General features: G+C 70.5%; 23 protein-coding genes. 11 read left to right on the plus strand and 12 right to left on the minus strand.

What is annotated here, in order from left to right; all coding sequences use genetic code 11:
• The first annotated feature begins 152 nt into the window (after positions 1-152).
• From galT to galK, 3 genes are read left to right on the plus strand one after another with little or no spacing between them, the layout of a single operon-like run.
• Positions 153-1,214, plus strand: coding sequence for a galactose-1-phosphate uridylyltransferase (gene galT / locus ACZ562_RS21110; protein WP_471181236.1), 1,062 nt, complete (start codon positions 153-155; stop codon positions 1,212-1,214).
• Entirely contained in the window at positions 1,211-2,170 is a 960-nt protein-coding gene (gene galE / locus ACZ562_RS21115) for a UDP-glucose 4-epimerase GalE (protein WP_471181238.1), read from the plus strand. The genes galT and galE overlap by 4 nt, the downstream gene beginning before the upstream one ends.
• Before the next feature lie 32 nt (positions 2,171-2,202).
• A complete protein-coding gene (galK, locus tag ACZ562_RS21120) occupies positions 2,203-3,366 on the plus strand; it encodes a galactokinase (RefSeq protein WP_471181241.1) in 1,164 nt (387 codons plus the stop codon).
• Here the strand turns inward: galK and ACZ562_RS21125 are convergent.
• Positions 3,359-3,814, minus strand: a complete 456-nt coding sequence (locus ACZ562_RS21125) for a GNAT family N-acetyltransferase (protein ID WP_471181243.1) — start codon at positions 3,812-3,814, stop codon at positions 3,359-3,361. The two genes, galK and ACZ562_RS21125, sit on opposite strands and share 8 nt — an antisense overlap.
• 259 nt (positions 3,815-4,073) lie before the next feature.
• Between ACZ562_RS21125 and ACZ562_RS21130 the strand changes: the two genes are divergently transcribed.
• Entirely contained in the window at positions 4,074-4,847 is a 774-nt protein-coding gene (locus ACZ562_RS21130) for a LuxR C-terminal-related transcriptional regulator (protein ID WP_471181245.1), read from the plus strand.
• A 38-nt stretch (positions 4,848-4,885) separates the two neighbouring features.
• Here ACZ562_RS21130 and tamR read toward each other — a convergent pair whose 3' ends face one another.
• Positions 4,886-5,383 (minus strand): MarR family transcriptional regulator TamR, encoded by a 498-nt coding sequence (tamR, locus tag ACZ562_RS21135; RefSeq protein ID WP_401672269.1) that lies wholly within the window; start codon positions 5,381-5,383, stop codon positions 4,886-4,888.
• 89 nt (positions 5,384-5,472) lie between these two features.
• On the opposite strand from tamR, the gene ACZ562_RS21140 reads away from it, so the two are divergent.
• The 3 genes from ACZ562_RS21140 to ACZ562_RS21150 are packed head-to-tail and all read left to right on the plus strand — an operon-like array spanning position 5,473 to position 6,892.
• Positions 5,473-6,285 carry a trans-aconitate 2-methyltransferase gene (locus ACZ562_RS21140; protein ID WP_471181248.1) on the plus strand — a complete coding sequence of 271 codons (813 nt, stop codon included), beginning with the start codon at positions 5,473-5,475 and terminating at the stop codon, positions 6,283-6,285.
• Entirely contained in the window at positions 6,285-6,665 is a 381-nt protein-coding gene (locus tag ACZ562_RS21145; RefSeq protein ID WP_471181250.1) for a VOC family protein, read from the plus strand. Before ACZ562_RS21140 ends, ACZ562_RS21145 begins: the two co-directional genes overlap by 1 nt.
• A gap of 53 nt (positions 6,666-6,718) precedes the next feature.
• Positions 6,719-6,892 carry a CsbD family protein gene (locus ACZ562_RS21150; protein ID WP_471181252.1) on the plus strand — a complete coding sequence of 58 codons (174 nt, stop codon included), beginning with the start codon at positions 6,719-6,721 and terminating at the stop codon, positions 6,890-6,892.
• An 86-nt stretch (positions 6,893-6,978) separates the two neighbouring features.
• Here ACZ562_RS21150 and ACZ562_RS21155 read toward each other — a convergent pair whose 3' ends face one another.
• Both ACZ562_RS21155 and ACZ562_RS21160 read right to left on the minus strand, forming a co-directional pair.
• On the minus strand, positions 6,979-7,656 hold the full coding sequence (locus tag ACZ562_RS21155) for a TetR/AcrR family transcriptional regulator (RefSeq protein WP_471181255.1): 678 nt from the start codon (positions 7,654-7,656) through the stop codon (positions 6,979-6,981).
• Positions 7,653-8,663 (minus strand): acyl-CoA desaturase, encoded by a 1,011-nt coding sequence (locus ACZ562_RS21160; RefSeq protein ID WP_471181257.1) that lies wholly within the window; start codon positions 8,661-8,663, stop codon positions 7,653-7,655. The genes ACZ562_RS21155 and ACZ562_RS21160 overlap by 4 nt, the downstream gene beginning before the upstream one ends.
• Before the next feature lie 290 nt (positions 8,664-8,953).
• Between ACZ562_RS21160 and ppc the strand changes: the two genes are divergently transcribed.
• Entirely contained in the window at positions 8,954-11,686 is a 2,733-nt protein-coding gene (gene ppc / locus ACZ562_RS21165; RefSeq protein WP_471181260.1) for a phosphoenolpyruvate carboxylase, read from the plus strand.
• A gap of 75 nt (positions 11,687-11,761) precedes the next feature.
• Here the strand turns inward: ppc and ACZ562_RS21170 are convergent, their stop codons facing one another.
• The 6 genes from ACZ562_RS21170 to glmU all read right to left on the minus strand — a co-directional run bounded on the left by ACZ562_RS21170 (position 11,762) and on the right by glmU (position 17,160).
• Positions 11,762-12,436 (minus strand): LPXTG cell wall anchor domain-containing protein, encoded by a 675-nt coding sequence (locus ACZ562_RS21170; protein ID WP_471181262.1) that lies wholly within the window; start codon positions 12,434-12,436, stop codon positions 11,762-11,764.
• A 137-nt stretch (positions 12,437-12,573) separates the two neighbouring features.
• Positions 12,574-13,062 (minus strand): hypothetical protein, encoded by a 489-nt coding sequence (locus ACZ562_RS21175; protein WP_471181265.1) that lies wholly within the window; start codon positions 13,060-13,062, stop codon positions 12,574-12,576.
• Positions 13,063-13,126: 64 nt separating this feature from the next.
• On the minus strand, positions 13,127-13,729 hold the full coding sequence (gene pth / locus ACZ562_RS21180) for an aminoacyl-tRNA hydrolase (protein ID WP_471181268.1): 603 nt from the start codon (positions 13,727-13,729) through the stop codon (positions 13,127-13,129).
• A 69-nt stretch (positions 13,730-13,798) separates the two neighbouring features.
• Complete coding sequence (locus tag ACZ562_RS21185; protein ID WP_471181271.1) at positions 13,799-14,398, minus strand: 50S ribosomal protein L25/general stress protein Ctc; 600 nt, start codon at positions 14,396-14,398, stop codon at positions 13,799-13,801.
• Positions 14,399-14,604: 206 nt separating this feature from the next.
• Complete coding sequence (locus tag ACZ562_RS21190) at positions 14,605-15,579, minus strand: ribose-phosphate diphosphokinase (protein ID WP_471181274.1); 975 nt, start codon at positions 15,577-15,579, stop codon at positions 14,605-14,607.
• A gap of 132 nt (positions 15,580-15,711) precedes the next feature.
• Positions 15,712-17,160 (minus strand): bifunctional UDP-N-acetylglucosamine diphosphorylase/glucosamine-1-phosphate N-acetyltransferase GlmU, encoded by a 1,449-nt coding sequence (gene glmU / locus ACZ562_RS21195; protein WP_471181277.1) that lies wholly within the window; start codon positions 17,158-17,160, stop codon positions 15,712-15,714.
• Between the two features lie 536 nt (positions 17,161-17,696).
• On the opposite strand from glmU, the gene ACZ562_RS21200 reads away from it, so the two are divergent.
• On the plus strand, positions 17,697-19,007 hold the full coding sequence (locus ACZ562_RS21200; protein WP_471181280.1) for a sensor histidine kinase: 1,311 nt from the start codon (positions 17,697-17,699) through the stop codon (positions 19,005-19,007).
• Between the two features lie 26 nt (positions 19,008-19,033).
• On the opposite strand, the gene ACZ562_RS21205 is transcribed toward ACZ562_RS21200, so the two are convergent.
• On the minus strand, positions 19,034-19,528 hold the full coding sequence (locus ACZ562_RS21205) for an SUKH-3 domain-containing protein (RefSeq protein WP_471181283.1): 495 nt from the start codon (positions 19,526-19,528) through the stop codon (positions 19,034-19,036).
• 67 nt (positions 19,529-19,595) lie between these two features.
• Positions 19,596-20,132 (minus strand): YwqJ-related putative deaminase, encoded by a 537-nt coding sequence (locus tag ACZ562_RS21210; RefSeq protein ID WP_471181286.1) that lies wholly within the window; start codon positions 20,130-20,132, stop codon positions 19,596-19,598.
• A 347-nt stretch (positions 20,133-20,479) separates the two neighbouring features.
• On the opposite strand from ACZ562_RS21210, the gene ACZ562_RS21215 reads away from it, so the two are divergent.
• Both ACZ562_RS21215 and ACZ562_RS21220 read left to right on the plus strand, forming a co-directional pair.
• On the plus strand, positions 20,480-21,469 hold the full coding sequence (locus tag ACZ562_RS21215; protein WP_471181288.1) for an SMI1/KNR4 family protein: 990 nt from the start codon (positions 20,480-20,482) through the stop codon (positions 21,467-21,469).
• Between the two features lie 8 nt (positions 21,470-21,477).
• On the plus strand, positions 21,478-24,561 hold the full coding sequence (locus tag ACZ562_RS21220) for an SUKH-4 family immunity protein (RefSeq protein ID WP_471181291.1): 3,084 nt from the start codon (positions 21,478-21,480) through the stop codon (positions 24,559-24,561).
• Positions 24,562-24,632 lie beyond the last annotated feature (71 nt).

The raw sequence follows: 24,632 nt of genomic DNA on the forward strand, positions 1-24,632 counted from the left end.
GGGTGGTCTGCTATGCGGTGGTTTGTGATGCAGCCTTCACCTGCCTTGGTGTTCTTTGTTTGATCACGATGGACCTATCCGTGTGGTGGATTGTGCTTTGATGTGTTCGGTTCTGTTGAGTGTCTTGCTTGGTGCACGGATGGAGAGTCGCGGTGAGGAAGACCTCGACCCGCTTGGCCGACGGTCGTGAGCTCATCTACTACGACCTGCGCGACGACTCGGGGCGGGACCCGGTGGACCGGCGCCCCCCGGAGCGCACGGTCACCACTTCGGAGGTGCGCCATGACGTGCTGCTCGGCGACGCCGTGGCGATCGCCTCGCACCGCCAGGGCCGCACGTACCTTCCGTCGGCCGACGAGTGCCCGCTGTGCCCCTCGCAGGGCGAGAGACTGAGCGAGATCCCGGACTCCTCGTACGACGTGGTGGTGTTCGAGAACCGCTTCCCGTCGCTGGCCGGCGACTCGGGCCGCTGCGAGGTCGTCTGTTTCACCTCCGACCACAACGCGTCATTCGCCGACCTGGCCGAGGACCAGGCGCGCCTGGTCCTCGACGCGTGGACGGACCGTACGTCGGAGCTGTCGCATCTCCCCTCCGTGGAGCAGGTGTTCTGTTTCGAGAACCGGGGCGCCGAGATCGGTGTGACACTGGGTCACCCGCACGGCCAGATCTACGCCTACCCCTTCACCGCTCCGCGCACCGCGCTGATGTTGCGGTCGGCGGCGGCCCACAAGGAGGCCACCGGAGGCGAGAACCTCTTCGACGCAGTCCTGGAGCGTGAACTCGCCGATGAGCGGGTCGTCCTCGAAGGCGAACACTGGGTCGCCTTCGTGCCGTACGCGGCGCACTGGCCGTACGAGGTCCACCTGTACCCCAAGCGCCGCGTGTCCGACCTGCTCGGGCTCGACGAGGAGGAGCGCACAGAGTTCCCCAAGGTGTATCTGGAACTGTTGAGGCGCTTCGACCGGCTGTTCGGGGGAGGTGAACCGCCCACGCCCTACATCGCGGCCTGGCACCAGGCCCCGTTCGGGACGCTGGAGCAGTTCGAGGGCGTCCACCGCGACGACTTCGCGCTGCACCTCGAACTTTTCACCATCCGCCGAACCTCCGGCAAGCTGAAGTTCCTCGCGGGTTCCGAGTCCGGCATGAGCGTGTTCATCAACGACGTGCCGCCGGAGCGCGCGGCCGAGCGACTGCGAGAGGTAGCGAGTTCATGAGCGGTAAGTACCTGGTCACCGGCGGCGCGGGGTACGTCGGCAGTGTGGTCGCCCGGCATCTGCTGGAGGCCGGCCACGACGTCACCGTCCTCGACAACCTCACGACCGGCTTCCGCGAGGGCGTGCCGGCCGGGGCCGTCTTCATCGAGGGCGACATCCGAGACGCCGCCAAATGGCTGGATTCTTCCTACGACGCCGTCCTCCACTTCGCCGCCTCCTCCCAGGTCGGCGAGTCGGTCGTACGGCCCGAGAAGTACTGGGAGAACAACGTCGGCGGCACGATGGCACTGCTCGCCGCCATGCGCGAGGCGGGCGTGCGCACGCTGGTGTTCTCCTCCACGGCCGCCACGTACGGCGAGCCGAAGGAGGTGCCGATCGTCGAGTCGGCCGAGACGGTTCCCACCAACCCGTACGGCGCCTCCAAGCTCGCCGTCGACCACATGATCACGGGCGAGGCGGCCGCCCACGGCCTGGGCGCGGTCTCCCTGCGCTACTTCAACGTGGCAGGCGCGTACGGGGCGTACGGCGAACGCCACGACCCCGAGTCGCACCTGATCCCGCTGGTGCTCCAGGTCGCGCAGGGCAGGCGGGACGCGATCTCCGTCTACGGCGACGACTACCCGACGCCGGACGGCACCTGCGTCCGCGACTACATCCACGTCGCGGACCTGGCCGAGGCCCATCTGCTGGCACTGAAGGCGGTGCAGCCGGGAGAGCACCTGATCTGCAACCTCGGCAACGGCAGCGGCTTCTCCGTCCGCGAGGTCATCGAGACGGTCCGCCGGGTCACCGGGCACCCGATCCCCGAGGTGATCGCCCCCCGCCGGGGCGGCGACCCGGCGGTGCTGGTCGCGTCGGCCGCGGCGGCCCGCGAGAAGCTGGGCTGGAACCCGTCCCGCACGGACCTCGCCGGGATCGTCCGGGACGCCTGGGAATTCGCGCAGCGGCGCGCCTAGGCCAGAACGCAGGGAAGGGTCAGGACCAGGGCATGAGCGAGGCTGTCGCGGGGGCTGTCGCCGAGCGGTTCAAGGAGCTGTACGGGGCCGATCCGGACGGCGTGTGGGCGGCGCCCGGCCGGGTCAACCTGATCGGCGAGCACACCGACTACAACGACGGCTTCGTCATGCCGTTCGCGCTGCCGCACGTCACGGTCGCCGCGGTGGCACGGCGCGAGGACGGGATCCTGCGGCTGCACTCGGCGGACATCGCCTCCGGTGTCGTGGAGCTGCGCCTCGACGGCCTGGCCCCCGAATCGGACCGGAAGTGGACGGCGTACCCGGCGGGCGTGGTGTGGGCGCTGCGCGAGGCGGGCCACGCGGTGAGCGGCGCGGACATCCACCTGACGTCGACGGTCCCGGCGGGCGCGGGCCTGTCCTCGTCGGCGGCCCTGGAGGTCGTCGTCGCCCTGGCCCTGGGCGACCTGTTCGGCCTCGGCCTGAAGGGCCGGCAGCTGGCCCGCCTGTGCCGGCGCGCCGAGAACGTCTACGTCGGCGCCCCCACCGGGATCATGGACCAGGCGGCATCGGCCTGCTGCCAGGCCGGCCACGCGCTGTTCCTCGACACCCGCGACCTGTCCCAGCAGCAGATCCCCTTCGACCTGGCCGCCGAGGGCATGCGGCTGCTGGTCGTCGACACCCAGGTCAAGCACGCCCACACCGGCGGCGAGTACGGCAAGCGCCGCGCCGGCTGCGAGAAGGGCGCCGCCCTGCTCGGCGTCGACGCGCTGCGCGACCTCCCCCACACCGGCCTGGACGCGACGCTGGACCGCCTGGGCGACGAGGAGGAGGTCCGCCGCCTGGTCCGCCACGTCGTCACGGAGGACGAGCGGGTGGAACGGGTCGTGTCCCTGCTGAAGGCGGGCGAGACACGGGCGATCGGCCCGGTCCTGGTCGAGGGCCACGCGTCGCTGCGCGACGACTTCCGCATCTCCTGCCCGGAGCTGGACCTGGTCGTCGACACGGCGCTGGCCGCCGGCGCCCTCGGCGCCCGCATGACGGGCGGCGGCTTCGGCGGCTCGGCGATCGTGCTCGCGGAGGCGCCCGACGTGGACACGATCACGAAGGCGGTCGAGGAGGCCTTCGCCGCGGCCGGCTTCACCGCGCCCCGGGTGTTCGAGGCGGTGGCGTCGGCGGGGGCGCGCAGGCTCAGCTGAGCCGCTTCGTCAGGGTGTACTCCGTGATCCCCGGCGGATAGTCGGGGATCACGCACACCACTTCGTACCCCTGCTTCTCGTAGAACACCGGCGCCTGGAAGTCCCACGTCTCCAGGCGTACGGCGGCGCAGCCCCGCTCCTTCGACGCGATGCGTTCCGCCTCCGACAGGAGCCGGGAGCCGAGGCCCGAGCCCCGGTGGCGTTCGTCGACCCACAGGTACGTGACATGCAGCCAGGTCGTCCAGGTGTGGCCGACGAGACCGCCCGCCAGGGCGTCCGCCTCGTCCACGGCCCAGACGTGGAGCGCGTCCTCGCGCTCGCCGGGTGTGCCGCGCAGGGCACGCAGGATCGGGGAGGCCGCCGTGTTGGTGTCCCGCAGCCGGACCCGGAGAAGATCGCGCCGTTCTTTGTCGACTTCTGTCTCCATACGAAACATGCGGCTCACCATAAACGTGCCGGACAGTCAGTTCTGCAAATTACCTTCCCCTCCAGGCGCCCGGCCTTACCCTGATGAACAGCACCGGTGGGGGCCGGTGCTGATCAGGGGGCGAGACAGTCGGGTACGGCGCCCGCAGTGGGGGGAGCAGTTTCTGCACGGCGGCGGCCGTGCGGTGGTGCGATCCCCGGGCGCCGTATCCGCACCAAAGAATCGTTCTCCGAACCTTGGGGTATCCCCTGCTCTTCAGGAGCTTGGGGAAGGGGGTTTCGTGGTTCGCATCCGAGTTCTGGTCGTCGACGACCATCGCATCTTCGCCGAGTCGCTCGCCGCCGCCCTGGCGGCCGAGCCCGACGTGGACGTCTCCGCGGCCGGCAGCGGCTCCGCCGCGCTGCGCAGTCTGGAACGGGCGGTCGCCGAGGGGCGCCGGTACGACGTGCTGCTCGTCGACGCCGATCTGGGCGGCAACCTGCCCGGCATCCGGCCCGCCGTGCCCGTTCAGGAGGGCAACGAGGACGGACTCGTCGACGGGATCTCCCTCGTGGCCGGCGTCCGCACCGCTCAGCCGGCCGTCCGGATCGTCGTGCTCGCCGAGAAGGACGATCCGCGGCGGGCCGCGCTCGCCCTGCAGGCCGGCGCCTCCGGCTGGGTGGCCAAGGACTGCTCGCTGTCCCGGCTGCTCACCGTCATCCGAGGGGTGCTGCGCGATGAGACCCACCTGCCGCCCGCCCTGCTCACCGGGGTCCTGCGCGAGCTGACGGCCGCCCGCAAACACCGCACCGAGAGCGAACGGCTGGTGGAGTCGCTGACCCCGCGGGAGCGGGAAGTGCTGCGCTGCATGGTCGCCGGGCTGGGCAGGAAGGCCGTCGCCGAACGGCTGTTCCTCTCCCCGCACACCGTCCGCACCCACATGCAGAACGTTCTCGGCAAACTGGGCGTCCACTCCACCCTCGCGGCCGTGGCGCTCGCGCGCCGGGCCGGGGTGGGGCCTGTTGATGCGGGGCCTGGCGGGCGGATCAGGCAGGAGGAAACCAACAGCGCCTGATCACCCCGCGTCTCCGGCGTGATCCGCCCGGCAGGCCCTCAGCCGGGGATGTTGTCGAACGGAGCGGTCAGCTGGCGTAGGAGGCCCGCCAGTTCGCCGCGCTGGGCTCGGGAGAGTTCCGCGAGGATCGCCCGCTCCTGGTCGAGGAGGCCGGCGAGGGCCTGGTCCGCCCGGTCCTGGCCCTCTGCCGTCAGGCGGACCAGCACACCTCGCCGGTCGCTCGGATCGGGCAGCCGTTCCACCAGGCCCTTCTTCGCCAGGCGGTCGATGCGGTTCGTCATCGTGCCCGAGGTGACCAGGGTCTGCGTCAGCAGTTGTCCCGGCGAGAGCTGGTACGGCGTTCCGGCACGCCTGAGCGCCGTCAGCACGTCGAACTCCCAGGGCTCCAGGCTGTGCTCGGCGAACGCCAGCCGCCGTGCGCGGTCCAGGTGCCGGGCCAGTCTGCTGACCCGGCTGAGCACTTCGAGTGGTTCCACGTCGAGGTCCGGGCGCTCCCGGCGCCACGCTGCGACCAGCCGATCGACCTCGTCCTCCATGGCGATCAGTGTAGTGGTTGTGTCGATGTGAAGTCTCTTGATGTTAAGTCTCTTGACGTCGAGATAAATATGCGAGGAAGGTGAGAGGCATGACGACTCCGACCTGGGACCCCGCCCAGTACCTCCGCCACGCCGGCCACCGCGCCCGGCCCTTCGCCGACCTCCTCGCGCGCGTCCCCGGCCTGCCCGGCGACCCGCCCCGCATCACCGACCTCGGCTGCGGCCCCGGCAACCTCACCGCCGTCCTCGCCGAACGCTGGCCCACGGCCCGCATCACCGGATACGACAACTCGCGCGCGATGCTCGACAAGGCCGACGTCGACCACGCCGGACCCACGCCGGGCGGCGGCCGCCTCGACTTCGCCCACGCCGACCTGCGTACCTGGACGCCGACGGAGACGTACGACCTGATCGTCTCCAACGCCGCGCTGCACTGGGTTCCGGGCCACCTGGACGCCCTCCCGGTCTGGCTCGACGGCCTCGCCCCCTGCGGCACCTTCGCCTTCCAGGTCCCGAACAACATCGACGCGCCCCTGCACGCCCTGATGCGCGAGCTCGCCGCCACCCCGCGCTGGAAGTCCCGCCTCGGCGACGTGCTGCGCCCCGTGGACTCCGTGCACGCCCCCGCCGTCTACCTCGACCGGCTTGCCCGGCTCGGCTGCGAGACGGATGTGTGGGAGACGACGTATCTCCACGTCCTGCCGGGCGAGGACCCCGTCCTCGACTGGGTCAAGGGCACCGGCCTGCGCCCCGTCCTCACCGCCCTCGCCAACGACCCCGAGGCCCGCGACGCCTTCGTCACCGAGTACCGCGACCTGCTGCGCACGGCCTACCCGAGCGCCGCGTACGGCACCGTCCTGCCCTTCCGGCGCCTGTTCGCCGTGGCCCGCAAGGCGGCGTGATGCTCACCGCGGTCGACCACGTCCGGCTCGCCGCCCCAGCCGGCACCGAGAAACGGCTGCGGGCGTACTACGCCGACACCCTCGGCATGACCGAGATCCTCAAGCCACCGGCTCTGGCCGCGCGCGAGGGCTGCTGGTTCCAGGCCGCGACCGTGCAACTGCACCTGGGAACCGAGACGGACTTCCGCCCCGCGACGAGGGCCCACCCGGGGCTGCGGGTGACGGGCATCGAGGCGTATGCGGCCAGGCTGCAGGCGCAGGGAGCGACGGTCATGTGGGACGACGGCCTGCCGGGCCACAAGCGTTTCTACTCCGAGGACCCTGTGGGCAACCGATTGGAGTTCCTGGAGCCGGAGGCCGGTGTTTGGGCGGCGCGCTGAGGGTTACCTGCTCCAGTGACACCGAGGTCCGACGTGACTGGGAGTGATGGACGGTGGCACGAGAGCAGAAGGCCAAGGCGAAGAAGGAACAGGTCAAGGGCAAGGCCAAGGAGGCGGCGGGCCGCGCCGTGGGCAACGAGAAGATGGAGGCCGAGGGCCGCGGCGGTCAGTCGAAGGGTGACGCACGCCAGGCGAAGGAGAAGATGAAGGACATCTTCCGGCACTGACGGACGCGGAACCCCGGACGGAACCCCTGACGGGAGGCGGGGGTCCGTCGGCTGTTCGTGGCCGTACGTCCGCCGTGCCGCAGGCGTCAGCTCTTGCGGTGCCCGATCAGCCGCGGCTTCGGCTCCAGCCCGTCCAGGCCGTGCCACGCCAGGTTCACCAGGTGCGCCGCCACCTCCGCCTTCTTCGGGCGGCGTACGTCCAGCCACCACTGACCGGTCAGCGCGACCATCCCCACCAGCGCCTGGGCATACAGCGGCGCCAGCTTGGAGTCAAAGCCGCGGTTCTTGAACTCCCGGCCCAGAATGTCCTCCACCTGCGTCGCGATGTCCGAGATCAGCGACGCGAAGGAACCCGTCGACTGGGGGATGGGGGAGTCACGGACCAGGATGCGGAAACCGTCCGTGTACTCCTCGATGTAGTCAAGAAGCGCGAAGGCCGCCTGCTCGCACAGCTCACGGGGATGTCCCGCCGTCAGGGAACTGGTCACCATGTCCAGCAGGCGCCGCATCTCGCGGTCCACGACCACCGCGTACAGCCCCTCCTTGCCGCCGAAGTGCTCGTACACAACCGGCTTGGACACCCCGGCCTTCGCCGCGATCTCCTCCACCGACGTGCCCTCGAACCCCTTGGCGGCGAAGAGGGTACGACCGATCTCCAGCAGTTGCTGGCGGCGCTCGGCGCCGGTCATTCGAGTGCGACGCGCCCGCCGCGGCTTCTCATTGCTCGGAGTGCTGCTGGAGTCGGTCGCCACGGCGTCCATCATGCCGCCTCGGCGGTCTCCCTCTTGCGCCGGGAGCCGTCCTCACCGGTGTTCCGGCGGGAATCGATACGCGAGCGTGACGGCCAGCGCACGTCGTACGCCCAGCCGAGCTGTTCGAACCAGCGGATGATGCGGGCCGAGGAGTCCAACTGGCCCCGCTCCACCCCGTGCCGCGCCGACGTCGGGTCGGCGTGGTGCAGGTTGTGCCAGGACTCACCGCAGGAAAGGACCGCCAGCCACCACACGTTGCCCGAGCGGTCCCGGGACTTGAACGGCCGCTTGCCGACCGCGTGACAGATCGAGTTGATCGACCACGTCACGTGGTGCAGCAGCGCCACCCGGACCAGCGAGCCCCAGAAGAAGCCGGTGAACGCGCCCCACCAGGACATCGTCACCAGGCCGCCGATCAGCGGCGGCAGGGCCAGGGAGAGCACCGTCCACAGGATGAACTGCCGGGAGATCGCCCGGATCGCCGGGTCCTTGATCAGATCCGGCGCGTACTTGTCCTGCGGCGTCTGCTCCTCGTCGAACATCCAGCCGATGTGCGCCCACCACAGGCCCTTCATCAGCGCCGGAACCGTCTCGCCGAAACGCCACGGAGAGTGCGGGTCGCCCTCCGCGTCCGAGAACTTGTGGTGCTTGCGGTGGTCCGCGACCCAGCGGACCAAGGGGCCCTCGACGGCCAGCGAACCCATGATCGCGAGCGCGATCCGCAGCGGCCGCTTGGCCTTGAAGGAACCGTGGGTGAAGTAGCGGTGGAAACCGATCGTGATGCCGTGGCAGCCCAGGTAGTAGAAGAAGACCAGCAGGCCGAGATCCAGCCAGCTCACCCCCCAGCCCCACGCCAGCGGCACCGCCGCCAGCAGCGCGAGGAACGGGACGGTGATGAAGAGGAGAAGCGTGATCTGTTCGAGAGACCGCTTCTGCTCCCCGCCGAGCGTCGCGGAGGGCAGCGCCGTGCCGTCGGTCGCCTTCGGGGCGTCGTCGATCACATCGGAGCTCGTGGTCATGGGCGTCCCCTGTGGGGTCGAGGGTCGAGACAGGTGCCGGTCAGCCGGAACCGTGCCCAGCTTCCTACGGTTCCGTAACCTACGGCGTCGTAAGTATGGCAGTGCGCCGCCCGGCGGCAAGAGCCCGTGAGTCTGCGCGTCCGCATGGACACCTATCCTTGGAGTCGGTCGGACAGCGCGGTCCGCTCTGATTTCTTCCCGGATGTCCGTCCCGTATGCGGCACCCGCCGCGACCGGGGCCGTCCGAGTTCCCTCCCGGACGAGCTTCAACACTGCAAGGAGCCGCACCTGTGAGCAGTGCCGACGACCAGACCACGACGACCAGCAGCGAGCTGCGCGCCGACATCCGTCGGCTGGGCGACCTCCTCGGCGAGACCCTCGTCCGCCAGGAAGGCCCCGAGCTGCTCGAACTCGTCGAGAAGGTCCGCCGCCTCACCCGCGAGGACGGTGAAGCCGCCGCCGAGCTGCTGCGCGGCACCGAACTGGACACCGCGGCCAAGCTGGTCCGCGCCTTCTCCACCTACTTCCACCTCGCCAACGTCACCGAGCAGGTCCACCGCGGCCGCGAACTGCGCGCCCGCCGCGCCGCCGAGGGCGGCCTGCTCTCCCGCACCGCCGACCGGCTCAAGGACGCCGACCCCGAGCACCTGCGCGAGGCGGTCAAGAACCTCAACGTCCGTCCGGTGTTCACGGCCCACCCCACCGAGGCCGCACGCCGCTCCGTCCTCAACAAGCTCCGGCGCATCGCCACGCTCCTGGAGACCCCTGTCATCGAGGCCGACCGCCGCCGCCACGACACCCGTCTCGCCGAGAACATCGACCTCGTGTGGCAGACCGACGAGCTGCGCGTCGTACGCCCGGAACCGGCCGACGAGGCCCGCAACGCGATCTACTACCTGGACGAACTGCACGCCGGCGCCGTCGGTGACGTCCTGGAGGACCTGACCGCGGAACTCGAGCGCGTCGGCGTCCGGCTCCCCGACGACACCCGCCCGCTCACCTTCGGCACCTGGATCGGCGGCGACCGCGACGGCAACCCCAACGTCACCCCCCAGGTCACCTGGGACGTCCTCATCCTCCAGCACGAGCACGGCATCAACGACGCCCTGGAGATGATCGACGAGCTGCGCGGCTTCCTGTCCAACTCGATCAGGTACACCGGGGCCACCGAGGAGCTCCTCGAATCGCTGCGCACCGACCTGGACCGCCTCCCCGAGATCAGCCCCCGCTACAAGCGGCTGAACGCCGAGGAGCCCTACCGCCTCAAGGCCACCTGCATCCGGCAGAAGCTCGAGAACACCAAGCAGCGCCTCGCCAAGGGCACCCCCCACGAGCCCGGCCGCGACTTCCTCGGCACCTCCGAGCTCCTGCACGACCTGACCCTCGTCCAGACCTCCCTCAGGGAGCACCGGGGCGGGCTGTTCGCCGACGGCCGCATGGACCGCATCATCCGCACCCTGGCCGCCTTCGGCCTCCAGCTCGCCACCATGGACGTCCGCGAACACGCCGACGCCCACCACCACGCCCTCGGCCAGCTCTTCGACCGGCTCGGCGAGGAGTCCTGGCGCTACGCCGACATGCCCCGCGAGTACCGCGGCAAGCTCCTCGCCAAGGAGCTGCGCTCCCGCCGTCCCCTCGGCCCGACCCCGGCGCCCGTGGACGCGGCCGGCGAGAAGACCCTCGGCGTCTTCCAGACCGTCAAGCGGGCCCTGGAGATCTTCGGACCCGAGGTCATCGAGTCGTACATCATCTCGATGTGCCAGGGCGCGGACGACGTGTTCGCCGCCGCAGTCCTCGCCCGCGAGGCCGGCCTGATCGACCTGCACGCCGGCTGGGCGAAGATCGGCATCGTGCCGCTGCTGGAGACCACCGACGAGCTCAAGGCCGCCGACACGATCCTGGAGGACATGCTCTCCGACCCGTCGTACCGCCGTCTGGTGGCGCTGCGCGGGGACGTCCAGGAGGTCATGCTCGGCTACTCCGACTCCTCCAAGTTCGGCGGCATCACCACCTCGCAGTGGGAGATCCACCGCGCCCAGCGGCGCCTGCGCGACGTCGCCCACCGCTACGGCGTCCGGCTGCGGCTGTTCCACGGCCGCGGCGGCACCGTCGGCCGCGGCGGCGGCCCCTCCCACGACGCGATCCTCGCCCAGCCCTGGGGCACCCTCGAAGGCGAGATCAAGGTCACCGAGCAGGGCGAGGTCATCTCCGACAAGTACCTCGTGCCCTCGCTCGCCCGGGAGAACCTGGAACTCACGGTCGCCGCGACCCTCCAGGCCTCCGCCCTGCACACCTCCCCCCGGCAGTCCGTGGAGGCCCTGGCCCGCTGGGACGCCGCGATGGACGTCGTCTCCGACGCCGCCCACGCCGCCTACCGCAAGCTCGTCGAGGACCCCGACCTCCCCGCGTACTTCTTCGCCGCCACCCCCGTCGACCAGCTGGCCGACCTGCACCTCGGCTCCCGGCCCTCCCGCCGCCCCGACTCCGGCGCCGGCCTCGACGGCCTGCGCGCCATCCCCTGGGTCTTCGGCTGGACCCAGTCCCGGCAGATCGTGCCCGGCTGGTTCGGCGTCGGCTCCGGACTCAAGGCACTGCGCGAGGCGGGCCTGGACACCGTGCTCGACGAGATGCACGAACACTGGCACTTCTTCCGCAACTTCATCTCCAACGTCGAGATGACCCTCGCCAAGACCGACCTGCGGATCGCCGCCCACTACGTCGACACGCTCGTCCCCGACGACCTCAAGCACGTCTTCGACACCATCCGGGCCGAACACGAACTCACCGTCCGCGAGGTCCTGAAGGTGACGGGGGAGAAGGAACTCCTCGACGCCACACCGGTGCTCAAGCAGACGTTCGCCATCCGCGACGCCTACCTCGACCCCATCTCCTACCTCCAGGTGACGCTGCTCAGGCGCCAGCGCGACGCGGCCGCCGCCGGCGCAGAACCCGACCCGCTGCTCGCCCGCGCACTGCTGCTGACGGTCAACGGTGTGGCGGCCGGCTTGCGCAACACCGGCTGACGGCCCCGCACACGACGGGTGCCCCCGAGCTTCCTACGAAGCTCGGGGGCACCCGTCGTGTGTGTGAGGTCCGCGTCAGGCCCGGCGCCGCCGGACCACCAGGTAACCGCCCGCGGCCACCAGCGCGGCCGCCACGCCCGACAGCAGCCCGACCGGGGCACCGTTGCCGGTCTCGGCCAGGTCACCACCGCCACCCCCCGCCGTGGGAGACGACGACGGAGCAGCGGACCCGGAGGGCGCGGAGGAAGGCGACGGGGACGTGGAGGGCGAGGCGGAGGCGGAGGCCGACGCGCTCGGCGAGGCCGAGGAACTCGGCGTGGAGCCCGTCCCGGGACCCTCCTCGTCCTCGCAGTCCGTCCAGAACACCTTGTGCTTGGCGGCGCCCTTCTCGCCCTCGAAGTTCCAGAACAGCTTGTAGTGCCCGTCGGGCAGCGACAGGTCCTCCGTCCGGCCGTGACCGTCGCCATCCAGCGTGATCTCGCCGGACTTCACGGTCTCGCCCTTCTCGTCGGCCGTCGGGGCCCAGGCCTCGATGTGCCAGTCGACCTCCTGGACACCGTCGAAACCGAAGGCGTCGAGGTAGAAGGTGCACACGTGCGGCTCGTTGCGGCGCAACTCCTCGCCGGTGGTGGCGTCGTGGATCTTCACGGTGCCGTTGTCGCCGGGAGCGGTCGCGTGCGCGGAGGGAGCGGCGAGCAGCGCCGCCGTAGCGACGGCGGTCAGCACACCGGCGCGATTGAGGGTACGCATGGGGCAGTCCATCTTCGAGATGCGAAACGGGAAGATGTGGAGGGTGCGGCTCAGCTTCCAGCTACACCTGACCCCGGGTCAATCACGAACAGGGAACGAACAGACTCTCCACACCCGTGGAATCCGCCCAGTTGGGGTCAGAGCACTGCAAAAGCAGTCGTGAGCAGCAGGACCCCGGCCCCCGCCATGACCCACGCGACCCGCGTCCGCCGCAGCCCGCCCGCAACCACGACGGAAGCCAGCAACAGGGCACCGCCCATCGGCACCCACGAGTACAGGACCCCGGCCGGACCCGAGCGGACCACGTCATCGCTGCCCGGCTTCACCACGACCGTGTACGTCTGCCCCTTCTTCACCGCGACCGTCTTCTCGATCACGACCCGCTCCCGGGCCTCCGCCCCCGGGGACACCGGCGTGAAAGGACCGGAACAGGTGTCCGCACCACAGCGCGTCACCGAGATCGTGCCGCTCTCCCGGCCCTTGGTCAGCATCACGTGCTGCGCCGTCCCCCAGGACGCCCACACACCCGCGATCAGGATCAGCACGGCGACCGTACCCATCGCCGCCAACCGCCCGAACCGCAGCACGGCGTGCGCACCCTGACTGGAGGAGACCGCAGAAGGCATGGCGGCGATCCTTGGCCATGGCTGCGCACCCGGTCAACTCCGGTGGGTGCCATGGCCGGACAAGTCAGGAGTTGTACGTGCCCTGCGCCCGCTCCAGCCCATCGATCACCAGACACTCCACCGCATCCGCCGCCCGGTCCACGAAGTAGTCCAGCTCCTTGCGCTCAGCCGACGAGAAGTCCTTCAGCACGAAATCCGCGACCGGCATACGCCCCGGCGGCCGCCCGATCCCGAACCGCACCCGGTGATAGTCCGACCCCATCGCCTTCGTCATCGACTTCAGACCGTTGTGCCCGTTGTCCCCACCGCCCAGCTTGAGACGCAGCACCCCGTAGTCGATGTCCAGCTCGTCATGCACCGCCACGATGTTCGCCACCGGCACCTTGTAGAAGTCCCGGAGCGCGTTCACCGGCCCGCCCGACAGATTCATGTACGACATCGGCTTCGCCAGGATCACCCGCCGGTTCGCCGGCCCCGGCGGACCGATCCGCCCCTCCACGACCTGCGCCTGCGCCTTGCCCGCCCGCTTGAACCTGCCCCCGGTCCGCTCCGCCAGCAGATCGGCCACCATGAAGCCGACATTGTGCCGGTTGCCCGCGTACTCGGGCCCCGGATTGCCCAGCCCCACGATCAGCCAGGGCGCGTTGGCATCGGTCGTCACGTCCATGTCTCCTTGATACGCGCCGGCCGCTGCCCCCCAAGGGAACAGCGGCCGGCAAAACGACGACGGTGAGGATCAGGCCTCGGCGACGGCCTCTTCGCCCTCGGTCTCCTCGCCCTCCGGGGCCTCCTCCGCCTGCGCGGCCAGGACCTGCAGGACGACGGCGTCCTCGTCGACGGCCAGCGTGGTGCCCTTCGGCAGCGTGATGTCCTTGGCGAGGATCGAGGCACCGGCCTCCAGACCCTCCACGGACACCGTGACGGCCTCGGGGATGTGCGTGGCCTCGGCCTCGACCGGCAGCGCGTTCAGCACGTGCTCCAGCAGGTTGCCACCCGCGGCCAGCTCGCCCTCGGCGTGCACCGGGATCTCGACCGTGACCTTCTCGCCACGCTTGACCAGCTGGAGGTCCACGTGCTCCAGGAAACCCTTGATCGGGTCACGCTGCACGGACTTCGGGATCGCCAGCTCGCTCTGCTTGCCGTCGATGTCCAGGGAGATCAGGACGTTCGGCGTACGCAGCGCCAGCAGCAGGTCGTGGCCCGGAAGCGTCAGGTGCAGCGGGTCCGAACCGTGGCCGTACAGAACACCGGGAACCTTGCTGGCACGACGGATACGACGGGCCGCACCCTTGCCGAACTCGGTACGCGTCTCAGCGGTGAGCTTCACCTCGGACATGCTCTTCACTCCTCGTAGACGTAGGGGAAAGTGGTCACCCGGCCACACATCGGCCTGCTACGAAGAGCGCGTCGATAACGGACCGCCGTACAGCCCCTTACGAAGCGGTACGGCCTCCCTCGCCGAGCAACTGCAACAGCGTACTCGGAGGGGAGGCCGTACCCGAAATCGATCTTCTCTGCTGAGCGATCGTTACTGCGTGATCGTTACTGCTCGTCGAACAGGCTCGTCACCGAGCCGTCCTCGAACACCTCACGCACCGCACTCGCGATCGTCGGCGCGATCGACAGCACCGTGATCTTGTCCAGTTCCAACTCACCCGGAGTCGGCAGCGTGTTCGTGAACACGAACTCACTGACCTTCGAATTCTTCAGACGATCCGCGGCCGGACCCGACAGCACACCGTGCGTCGCCGTCACGATGACGTCCTCCGCACCATGGGCGAACAGCGCGTCGGCCGCCGCACAGATCGTGCCGCCCGTGTCGATCATGTCGTCGACGAGCACACACACCCGGCCCTTGACCTCACCCACGACCTCGTGGACGGTCACCTGGTTCGCCACGTCCTTGTCACGCCGCTTGTGCACGATCGCCAGCGGCGCACCCAGACGGTCACACCAGCGGTCCGCCACCCGCACCCGGCCCGCGTCCGGGGAGACGACCGTCAGTTTGGCGCGGTCCACCTTGCTGCCCACATAGTCCGCGAGCAGCGGCAGCGCGAAGAGGTGATCCACCGGACCGTCGAAGAAACCCTGGATCTGGTCCGTGTGCAGGTCCACCGTCAGGATGCGGTCCGCACCCGCCGTCTTCATCAGATCCGCGATCAGACGCGCCGAAATCGGTTCACGGCCACGGTGCTTCTTGTCCTGCCGCGCGTAACCGTAGAACGGCACGATCACCGTGATGGAGCGAGCCGACGCACGCTTCAGCGCGTCGATCATGATCAACTGCTCCATGATCCACTTGTTGATCGGAGCCGTGTGGCTCTGAATCAGGAAGCAGTCCGCACCACGCGCAGACTCCTGGTACCGAACGTAGATCTCGCCATTGGCGAAGTCGAAGGCCTTCGTCGGGACAACCCCGACACCCAGCTGGTGGGCGACCTCCTCGGCAAGCTCGGGGTGGGCGCGGCCGGAGAAGAACATCATCTTCTTCTCGCCGGTCGTCTTGATCCCGGTCACAGCACTGTCTCCTCAGAGGTGTCTCAGCTGGGTGCCGAGACGGACATCTCCGCTCAGCACGAAAAGCCGTCTCAGCTGGGGTGCGGGTGTGCACTTATCACGGTACGCCGTCCCAGACGCACCTGTTTCCGGTCAGCCTTCGCCTTCCGCCTCCCGGGAAGCCGCCTCAGCCGCCTTCGCCGACGCGCTCCCCGGACGCTTACGAGCCACCCAACCCTCGATATTCCGTTGCTGGCCACGGGCCACGGCCAGCGAACCGGGCGGCACATCCTTCGTGATCACGGACCCGGCAGCGGTGTACGCGCCGTCCCCGACCGTGACAGGAGCCACAAACATGTTGTCCGAACCCGTCTTGCAGTGCGAACCGACGGTCGTGTGATGCTTGCTCTCCCCGTCGTAGTTCACGAAGACGCTCGCGGCACCGATGTTCGTGTACTCACCGATCGTCGCGTCACCGACGTAGGAGAGATGCGGGACCTTCGTCCCCTCACCGATCGACGCGTTCTTCGTCTCCACGTACGTACCGATCTTCGACTTCAGCCCCAGCCGCGTACCCGGCCGCAGATAGGCATACGGCCCCACGGTCGCCCGCGGGCCGACCTCGGCACCGTCCGACACCGTGTTGTCCACCCGGGCCCCCGCACCCACGCGCGTGTCCTTCAGCCGGCTGTTCGGCCCCACCTCGGACCCCTCGCCGAGGTGAGTCGTGCCCTGCAACTGCGTCCCCGGGTGGACGAGCGCGTCCTGCTCGAAGGTCACCGTGACGTCGACCCACGTCGTGGCCGGGTCGACCACGGTCACACCAGCGAGCATCGCCTCCGTCAGCAGACGGTCATTGAGAATCCGGCGAGCCTCCGACAGCTGCACCCGGTTGTTGATCCCCGCGATCTCACGATGATCGACGGCCACCGACGCCCCCACACGGTGACCCGCCTCACGCAGAATGCCGAGCACGTCCGTCAGGTACTCCTCACCCTGACTGTTGTCCGTCCGCACCTTGCCGAGCGCATCCGCGAGCAACTGCCCGTCGAACGCGAACACACCGGAATTGATCTCACCGATCGCGCGCTGCGCCTCGGAGGCGTCCTTGTGCTCCACGATGGCCGTCACCGCCCCCGACACGCCATCCCGCACGATACGGCCGTACCCCGTCGCGTCCGGCACCTCCGCCGTCAGCACGGTCACCGCGTTGCCGTCCGCGGAGTGCGTCGCGGCGAGAGCGCGCAACGTCTCACCGCTCAGCAGCGGCGTGTCACCACAGACGACCACCACAGTCCCGTCGACCGGCCCGCCCAGCTCCTCCAGCGCCATGCGCACGGCGTGCCCCGTACCGTTCTGCTGCGCCTGCACCGCGGTACGGACCTGCGGGTCGGTCCCGGCGAGGTGCGCGGTGACCTTCTCGCGGGCGTGCCCGACCACGACGACCAGGTTCTCCGGCTCCAACTCACGCGCGGCGGCGAGCACGTGACCCACCAGGGAACGGCCACAGATCTCATGCAGGACCTTGGGTGTGGCCGACTTCATACGGGTGCCCTCACCCGCTGCGAGAACGACGACGGCTGCCGGGCGAATGGCGCTCACGGGGTTTGCCCTTCGGCTGTGGAGGGGTGGGGGTGGACATCCGCAGGATACCGGGGCGTTTCGCGAGAGACATGAGAGTGGGCCCTGACGGTGATGTCAGGGCCCACACGCAAGCAGCTCCCCCATCAGGATTCGAACCTGAACTTAAGGGACCAAAACCCTCAGTGCTGCCTGATTACACCATGGGGGATGAAACTCGACTAAACCGGACATTCGGTTAGATCGCCGAGTCGGCACCCAACACTATGCCGTACCAGGAGCCCTCGATGCACGGTACAAGTCGGCGCCCTTCAGGACTTTGATCACCGGGCGGCCGCGGTGGGTGTCGCCGATGTTCTCGCGAAGTGCGTGTCCTGTGGATGTGTCATGGGCATACCGTCCGGGGCGGAATCGTCGCTTCCGGCGTCGAACGGTGAGCGATTCGGCAGTTCGAGGGATATCGGTCGGTTTCGTCGCCGTTCGATCACGCACTGTGGTGTAGGCCAGTCGTGGAAACCCACCGGAAAAGGCGCGGCGGCCGCCCGTAGGCTGGAGGCATGACCACGACGGGGGAAGAGCGCGCGACGGCCCGGGGAGGGCCGTGGTGGTGGGGCAGGTGGCGCAGCGCGGCGCTCGACGTCGGGCTTGCGGTGGTGTCCGCGCTGGAGTGCGGCGCCGAGGGGATCCGGTTCGCGGAGGACGCGGGGATTCCGGCGGCCGTGGGGGTGGCCTTCGGTGTGCTCGCCGGGTCGGTGCTGGTGGTCCGGCGGAAGTGGCCGATCGCCGTGGTGCTGGTGTCGATTGCGATCACTCCGGCCCAGATGGGCTACCTGATGGGCATCGTGGGCCTGTACACGCTGGCGGCGTCGGAGTTGCCGCGCCGGATCATCGGATCGCTGGCCGGGATGTCGTTGGTCGGGATGCTGATCGTGATGTTCGTGCGGGTGCGGCAGGACATGGCGCGGGGGGATCTGGATCTGGGGGACTGGTTCGTTCCGTTCGCTGCGATCACGACCGCGGTCGGGATGACCGCGCCTCCGCTGTTGCTCGGTCTGTATGTGGGGGCCCGGCGGCGGCTGATGGAGAGCTTGCGGGAGCGGGCGGACAGTCTTGAGCGGGAGTTGCAGCTGCTGGCGGAGCGGGCGGAGGAGCGGGCGGAGTGGGCGCGGAACGAGGAACGGACTCGGATCGCGCGGGAGATGCATGACGTGGTGGCGCACCGGGTGAGCCTGATGGTGGTGCATGCGGCGGCCCTGCAGGCGGTGGCTCGGAAGGATCCCGAGAAGGCGGTGAAGAACGCCGTGCTCGTGGGTGACATGGGGCGGCAGGCGTTGACCGAGTTGCGGGAGATGCTCGGGGTGCTGCGCAGTGGGGACGGTCCCCGGCGTGAGCGGTCGGCGGTGCCGTTGGCGGCGGTGGGGGCGGCCGCGGCGGCCGCCGCTTCTGCTTCGCGGGTGGTGGACGAGGCGGAGGGGCCCGGTCTGTCGGATGTGGAGGAGTTGATCGGGCAGTCGGCGGCGGCGGGGATGGTCGTGGATCTGTCGGTGGAGGGTGATGAGCGGGGGTATGCGGCCGAGATCGAGCAGACCGCGTATCGCGTGGTGCAGGAGGCGTTGACGAACGTGCACAAGCATGCGGCGGGGGCGAAGACGCATGTGCGGTTGGCGCATCGGGTGTCGGAGATCGCGATGCAGGTGGAGAACGAGCCGCCGCCGGAGGTGTCGTCGGCTTCAGCCGCTCGGTTGCCGTCGGGGGGCAATGGTCTGCTCGGGATGAAGGAGCGGGTCGTGGCGTTGGGCGGGGTGTTCGTGTCGGGGCCGACGGATGCGGGTGGTTTTCGCGTGTCGGCGGTGATTCCGGCGTCGTAGGCGCTCTGTTGCCGGGCTCGGTGGGCTCAGTCGGCTGTGAGGCGTACGGGTTCGGTGCCGGAGACGAGTGCGGCGAGGGCTTGGTCGATGTGGGGGCCGAGGTACCAGTCGCCGGTGTGGTCGAGGGCGTAGACGCGGCCTTCGGTGTCGATGGCGAGGAGTGCCTCGGTGTCGGTTTCGGTGCCGAGGGGGCAGACCTCGGTGTCGAGGGCGCGGCCGAGGTCGCCGAGGGTGCGGGCCAGGTGGAGGCCGTGCAGGGGGTCGAGGTGAAGGGCGGCTGGGGCGACCTGGCGGCCGGGGCCCGTGGGGGTGATGTGGAGTCCGCCGAACTCGGCCCATGCTTCGACTGCGGCGGGGAAGACGGTGTGCCGGTGTCCGGCGGGTGAGGTGTGTTCGCGCAGTGCGTCGGCCCAGAATTCGGCCTGCTTTATGTCCCAGCGTCCGGGTTGCCAGCCGGCGGCGCGCAGGGCGGTGTCGACGGGTCCGGGGAAGCGGGTGGTGGAGGAGCGGTCGGGGTGCATCTGCTCTTCGTTCGTCGGGGCCTGGGCGGGCGCGGTGGTGGCCGCAGTGGTGCGCTGTGCGGTGGGGTCAGCCTTCTGTCGCTGCCGGGTCGACGACGTGGACGCCGAAGTGGGCGATGAGGGCTGCGCAGGCGCGGCAGGGGGTGGCGAAGCTGCCGTGGAGGGGGTCGCCGTCCTCGCGGATGCGGCGGGCGGTGAGTTTGGCCTGTCTGAGGGCTTTGCGGGCCTCGCCGTTGGTCATGGGTCTGCGGGCGGAGCGTTTGCTGCGGGCGGCGTCGGCGGTGGCGATGTGGCGGGAGATGAGGATGGCTTCGGCGCAGCGGCCGGTGAAGCGGTCGCGTTGGGCGCTGGTGAGTCTGTCGAGGAAGTCCTGGACTAGGGGGTGCAGCGGTGGGGCCTGGTCGCCGCGGGCGGCGGTGCCGGTGAGGGTGGCGCCGCGTACGGAGAGGGCGGCGGCGACGGTGGGGAGTATGCCGTCGCGGCGGTGACGGAGGGTGGGCGTCTGCGGGGCTTGGGTGTTGCTCCAGCCGATGCGGGGGTCGCCGGACGTGTCTCTGTGCGGGCCTGTCTGTGGTCCCGTCTCCGTCGCGTTCATGATCGTCATCCCCTCCCGAGCATCCCTCGGAGGTCACAGAGTGCCAAATGGCGTGGCTGGTGCGGAAGCTGGGGCGGCGCGACACGCCCGGGTTGGGCGGGCTGTCACGGCGGGGTGACGGCTGGTCACGGAAGCGGAAGGGCGGTGACCGGTGCCCGGTGACCGGTGTCGTCGTACCGCATAGGCTGTCGGCACCGCGATCCATGCGGTCAGCGCGATCAACGCGTGGGGACACGGTCGAGACGGTGGAGACACGGTCGAGACGGAAGTCGAGACGGACGAGACAGTCGTTACGGGGCGTAGTGGCCGGAGACGGTGGCTACGGGTCGTACAGAGTGCCGCAGGGGGCAACCGCCATGACGACAGGTCGGCTCGGGCAGCAAGCCGCGCCGCCGAACGCGGCCTATGCCGGGCAGGTCGTGCATTTCCCGGATCCGGTCCGTGCGGCCCGTCATCCGAGGGGGGTGCGGGTGGACGAGCGTGGCCACCCCGACTTCTCGCCCTATGCGCGTGCGGTGGCGGAGATCGCCGAGCCGCCGGAGGGTTTCGGGGTCGACGAGTTGCGGTTGACGGACTACGTGTCGGCGAACGCGGCGTTGGCGGCGAGCGGGCACGAGTTGTGGGACACGGTGTCGTCGGTGGCGACGCCGCACGGCTGGACGTGGCATCACGTGGCGGGCGGCAGGCGGCTGGAGCTGGTTCCGGTCGAGGTGAAGGCGCTGTTGCGGCATCACGGTGGGGTGGCGACGGCGAACGTCGATCACAACAAGCGGGGTACGCGGCCGTTGCAGGAGACGCGGCCGGCGCATTTCGGGCTGCCGAAGTCGGGTGTGGCGGTGACGGAGTCGCAGGTGCAGGGGGTCGAGGAGGACCTCGGGTACCGGTTGCCGGGAGCGTACCGGTCGTTCCTGAAGGCGGCGGGCGGGTGTGCGCCGGTGGGTACGGCGCTGGACGCGGAGTTGGGTCTGCTGATCGACCAGCCGTTCTTCACGGTGCGGGACGAGGCCGCGGTCAACGACCTGGTGTATGTCAACAAGTGTCTGCGTGACCATCTGACCAAGGACTACCTGGGTGTGGGGTTCGTGCAGGGCGGGTTGCTCGCGGTGAAGGTGAAGGGCGAGCGGACCGGTTCGGTGTGGTTCTGCGCGTACGACGATGCGCGGGACGTCGATCCCTCTTGGGCGCCCGCGGAGCGGGTGCAGCGGCTGTTGGTGCCGTGCGGTGACGACTTCGACGTGTTCCTGTCCCGGTTGGCGGGCTCTCCGCCGGAGTTGGAGACCGTGGCGAACCTGATGGTGGACGGTGGGTTCGCGCACGCTGTCCCGGTCTCTTCGGTGGGGGAGTGAGCTGACCGATGGTGACGTTCGCGCAGGCGCAGGAGCGCGCCGAGGAGTGGGTGAACGGGGATGTGCCCGCCTACCAGCATCGTGAGGTGCGGGTGCGGGAGTTCGGGCTCGGGTTCGTGGTGTGGGCCGAGGACCGGGTGGACGGGCCGCGTTCGGACGGGGGTGCGCAGCGGCTGGTGATCGCCCGGGACAGCGGCGAGGCCACGCTGTGGCCCGGGCTGCCGGTGGGCGAGGTGATCCGCCGGTACGAGGAGGAGTACGGCCGCGCGGACACCGTGGACGAGCCGCCGCCGGCGCCTTCGGCTCGGGTGGATCTGAATCAGACGTCGTTCCTGTTGAGTCCGCCGGAGTGGTTGCAGGACGCGGCCGACAAGCTGGGGATTCCGGATCGGCGGGGGGCCGACGCCGGGCCGCGGGCCGAGGCGGATGTCGATGCCGGTTCGGGTTCCGGTGCCGATGCGTCCGAGGGTGCGGGGGCGCTGCCGGAGACGCACGCCGGGGTGCCTGCGGCCCGGAGCGGGGCTGGTGTGTCCGAGGGTGCGGGGGCGCTGCCGGAGACGCAGGCCGGGGTGCCTGCGGCCCGGAGCGGGGCGGGCGTGCCGAGCGGGCCGGGTGTGCCTGCCGGGGCGACGCCTTGGGCCGGGACCGACACGAACGGGGACGGCGGTGAGGACCGTTCCGTACCGCTGCCCGCGACCGTGTTCGCGCCGCCGTTGAGCGGTGCCGACGACGATGACACTCCGCCGCCCGCGACGGCGCCGGACGCCGAGACGGCGCTGATGTCGGGCGGCAGTCAGCTTCCGCCGACGGTGCTCGACGACTCGAACGTGCGGGGCGTACTGGGCCGTTCGCGGGTGCCGGGGGGCGCGCCGGCGGGGCCTGCGGTGCAGGGTCCGGGTGGCCCGCAGGAGAGCGCGACGCCGCCTTCGGCCACGCCGTCCGCGCCCGGGGCGCCGGGAGCGCCCTCGTACGGCCATCCGCAGGGGGTGGCCGGCGGGGTTTCCGGGCCGGGTTCGGCTTCGGGCGTGCCGGGTGGGTCGTCGTACGGCCATCCGCAGGGTGTGGGTGGTGCTGCAGGGCCGGGTACGCCGCCGTCGGCGCATGGGGCGCCTTCGGCTGGGGCGGGTGCGTCCTACGGCTTCCCGCAGGGCGCCGGTGCCGGTTCCGCGCCGGGTACGCCTTCCTCGGGCGGTCCGCAGGGCACACCCCCGCCGGGGGCGCCTGGCTACGGCTACCCGCAGGGGGCCGGCGGCGCGGCGAACGTGCCTCAGCCTCCGGCCGGTTCCGGTGCGCCGGGGCGGTCGCTCGCGCCGAACGCCGGGGACATCGCGGACGCCGCGACGAGCAAGGCGGCGCCTCCGCCGCGCCGTGCGCGGGGCGGGGGGTCGAACCCGCCGCCTCCGCCGGGCGCCCCGGGGGCGCCGGGAGCGCGGCAGGGGGGTACGCCTCCGCCGTCCGGACCTGGTGCGCCGGGTACGCCGGCGGGGGGCTACGTGCCGACCCAGCTCGTATCGGCACTCGGCCCCGACGGCCCTGAGGCACCCGCCGGACCCGGCGCTCCGCCGGTTCCTGGCGCGCCCCAGCCTCCTGGCGCCCCGAATCAGCCTGGCGCGCCGCAGGGTCCCGGAGTCCCCGGCGCCCCGAATGCGTCTGGTGCGCCCGGCGCTCCCGGCGGTACGCCGGCGGGCGGTGTGCACCACGCCGCCACGATGTTCGCCGACCCCGGTCGGACAGGCCCGGGTGGGGTTGCCCCGCAGCCTCCTGGTGCCCCTGGTGTGCCCGGCGCGCAGGCTGGACCGCATCCGCCCGGTGCCCCGAACCCGCCGGGCGCCCCCCAGCCTCCCGGGGCACCCGGTGGCACTTCAGGGGCCGCGCGCGGTGCCGTTCACCACGCCGAGACCGTTCTGGCCGCTCCCTCGGTGGGCGGCCCCGGCGCACCTCCGCCACCGCAGGCTCCCGGTGTTCCCGGAGCACCTGGCATGGCACCGGGCGCCCCTCAGTCGCCGATGGCTCCCGGAGCCGTACCTCCTGGCACGATGCCGCCGCCCGGTCAGCCCCTCCCGGGGCACCCCGTGCCCGGGCAGCAGCCGCCCGCGTACGGGTATCCGCAGCAGGGGCAGCCGACCGTCGGTCCGGGATATCAGGCCGTCCTGCGCTACCGCGCTCAGGACGGCTCCGAGCAGCAGCTGATCCGGCGCTCGGCGCCGGGCACCCCGCACCCGGAGTGGCAGATCTTCCACGAGCTGCGCGCGATGAACGTGCCGCCGGACCAGGTGCTCGAACTGCACACGGAGCTGGAGTCGTGCGAGCTGCCGGGTGCCTACTGTGCGCGGATGATCCGGGAGCAGTGGCCGCAGGCGCGGCTCGCGAGCATCGCGCCGTACGGGACGGATCACGCGAGCCGGCAGCAGGGCATGCAGCAGTTGCTGGCGCACCAGGGCGAGTTGCACCAGGTGGCGGACGGTCCCGCGCGCCCCGCGCCGGTGCGTGCGCCGTTGCCGCAGGTGCAGCCGGCGCCGCCGATTCCGCCGGAGGGTCTCGCGCAGGAGATGGCGGCGGCGTTCGGGCCGGGGGTCTTCCGGTTCGAGCAGGCCGCCGTGTCCCGGCAGGGCGTGCCGCAGGTCGTGGCGCACTCGCTGGTGGTGGCGGGTCTGCCGACGGACATGGGCCCGTTCTTCTGGGCGCAGGCCCAGCCGGGGCGGCCGGTGCCGACGCTGGCGGAGCTGGCGCAGGAACGCGGGGTGCAGCCGGCGCCGGACGCGGGCTCGTACCTCGTGATGGGCAGCGACTTCGGCAAGGCGCTCTGTGTGCAGTACGGCACGGCGAACATCGTGGCGGTTCCCGTGGAGGCGGGGCCGGGCGGTGCTCCCGTGGCGCCGCAGTTCGTGAACACGGGGCTGCCCGAGTTCCAGCGCTGCCTGGCGCTGCTGGGCCGGATGTGGCGGCTGCGCTTCGGTCTGAACCAGGAGCAGGCGGGGCGCTGGACCGTCGACTTCCAGGCTCAGCTGGTCTCCCTCGATCCGGCTGCGCTCGGTTCGCCGGAGAGCTGGTGGTCGGTGCTGCTGGAGCAGATGTGGGACGGACTGCTGTGACGCACCGTCACTGACGACGGCGTCTTGCGCAGCGCCTTGCGCCAGGCGTGAGAAGGGTCGGTGCCCGGTCG

Source organism: Streptomyces sp. NPDC040410, from assembly GCF_055595715.1.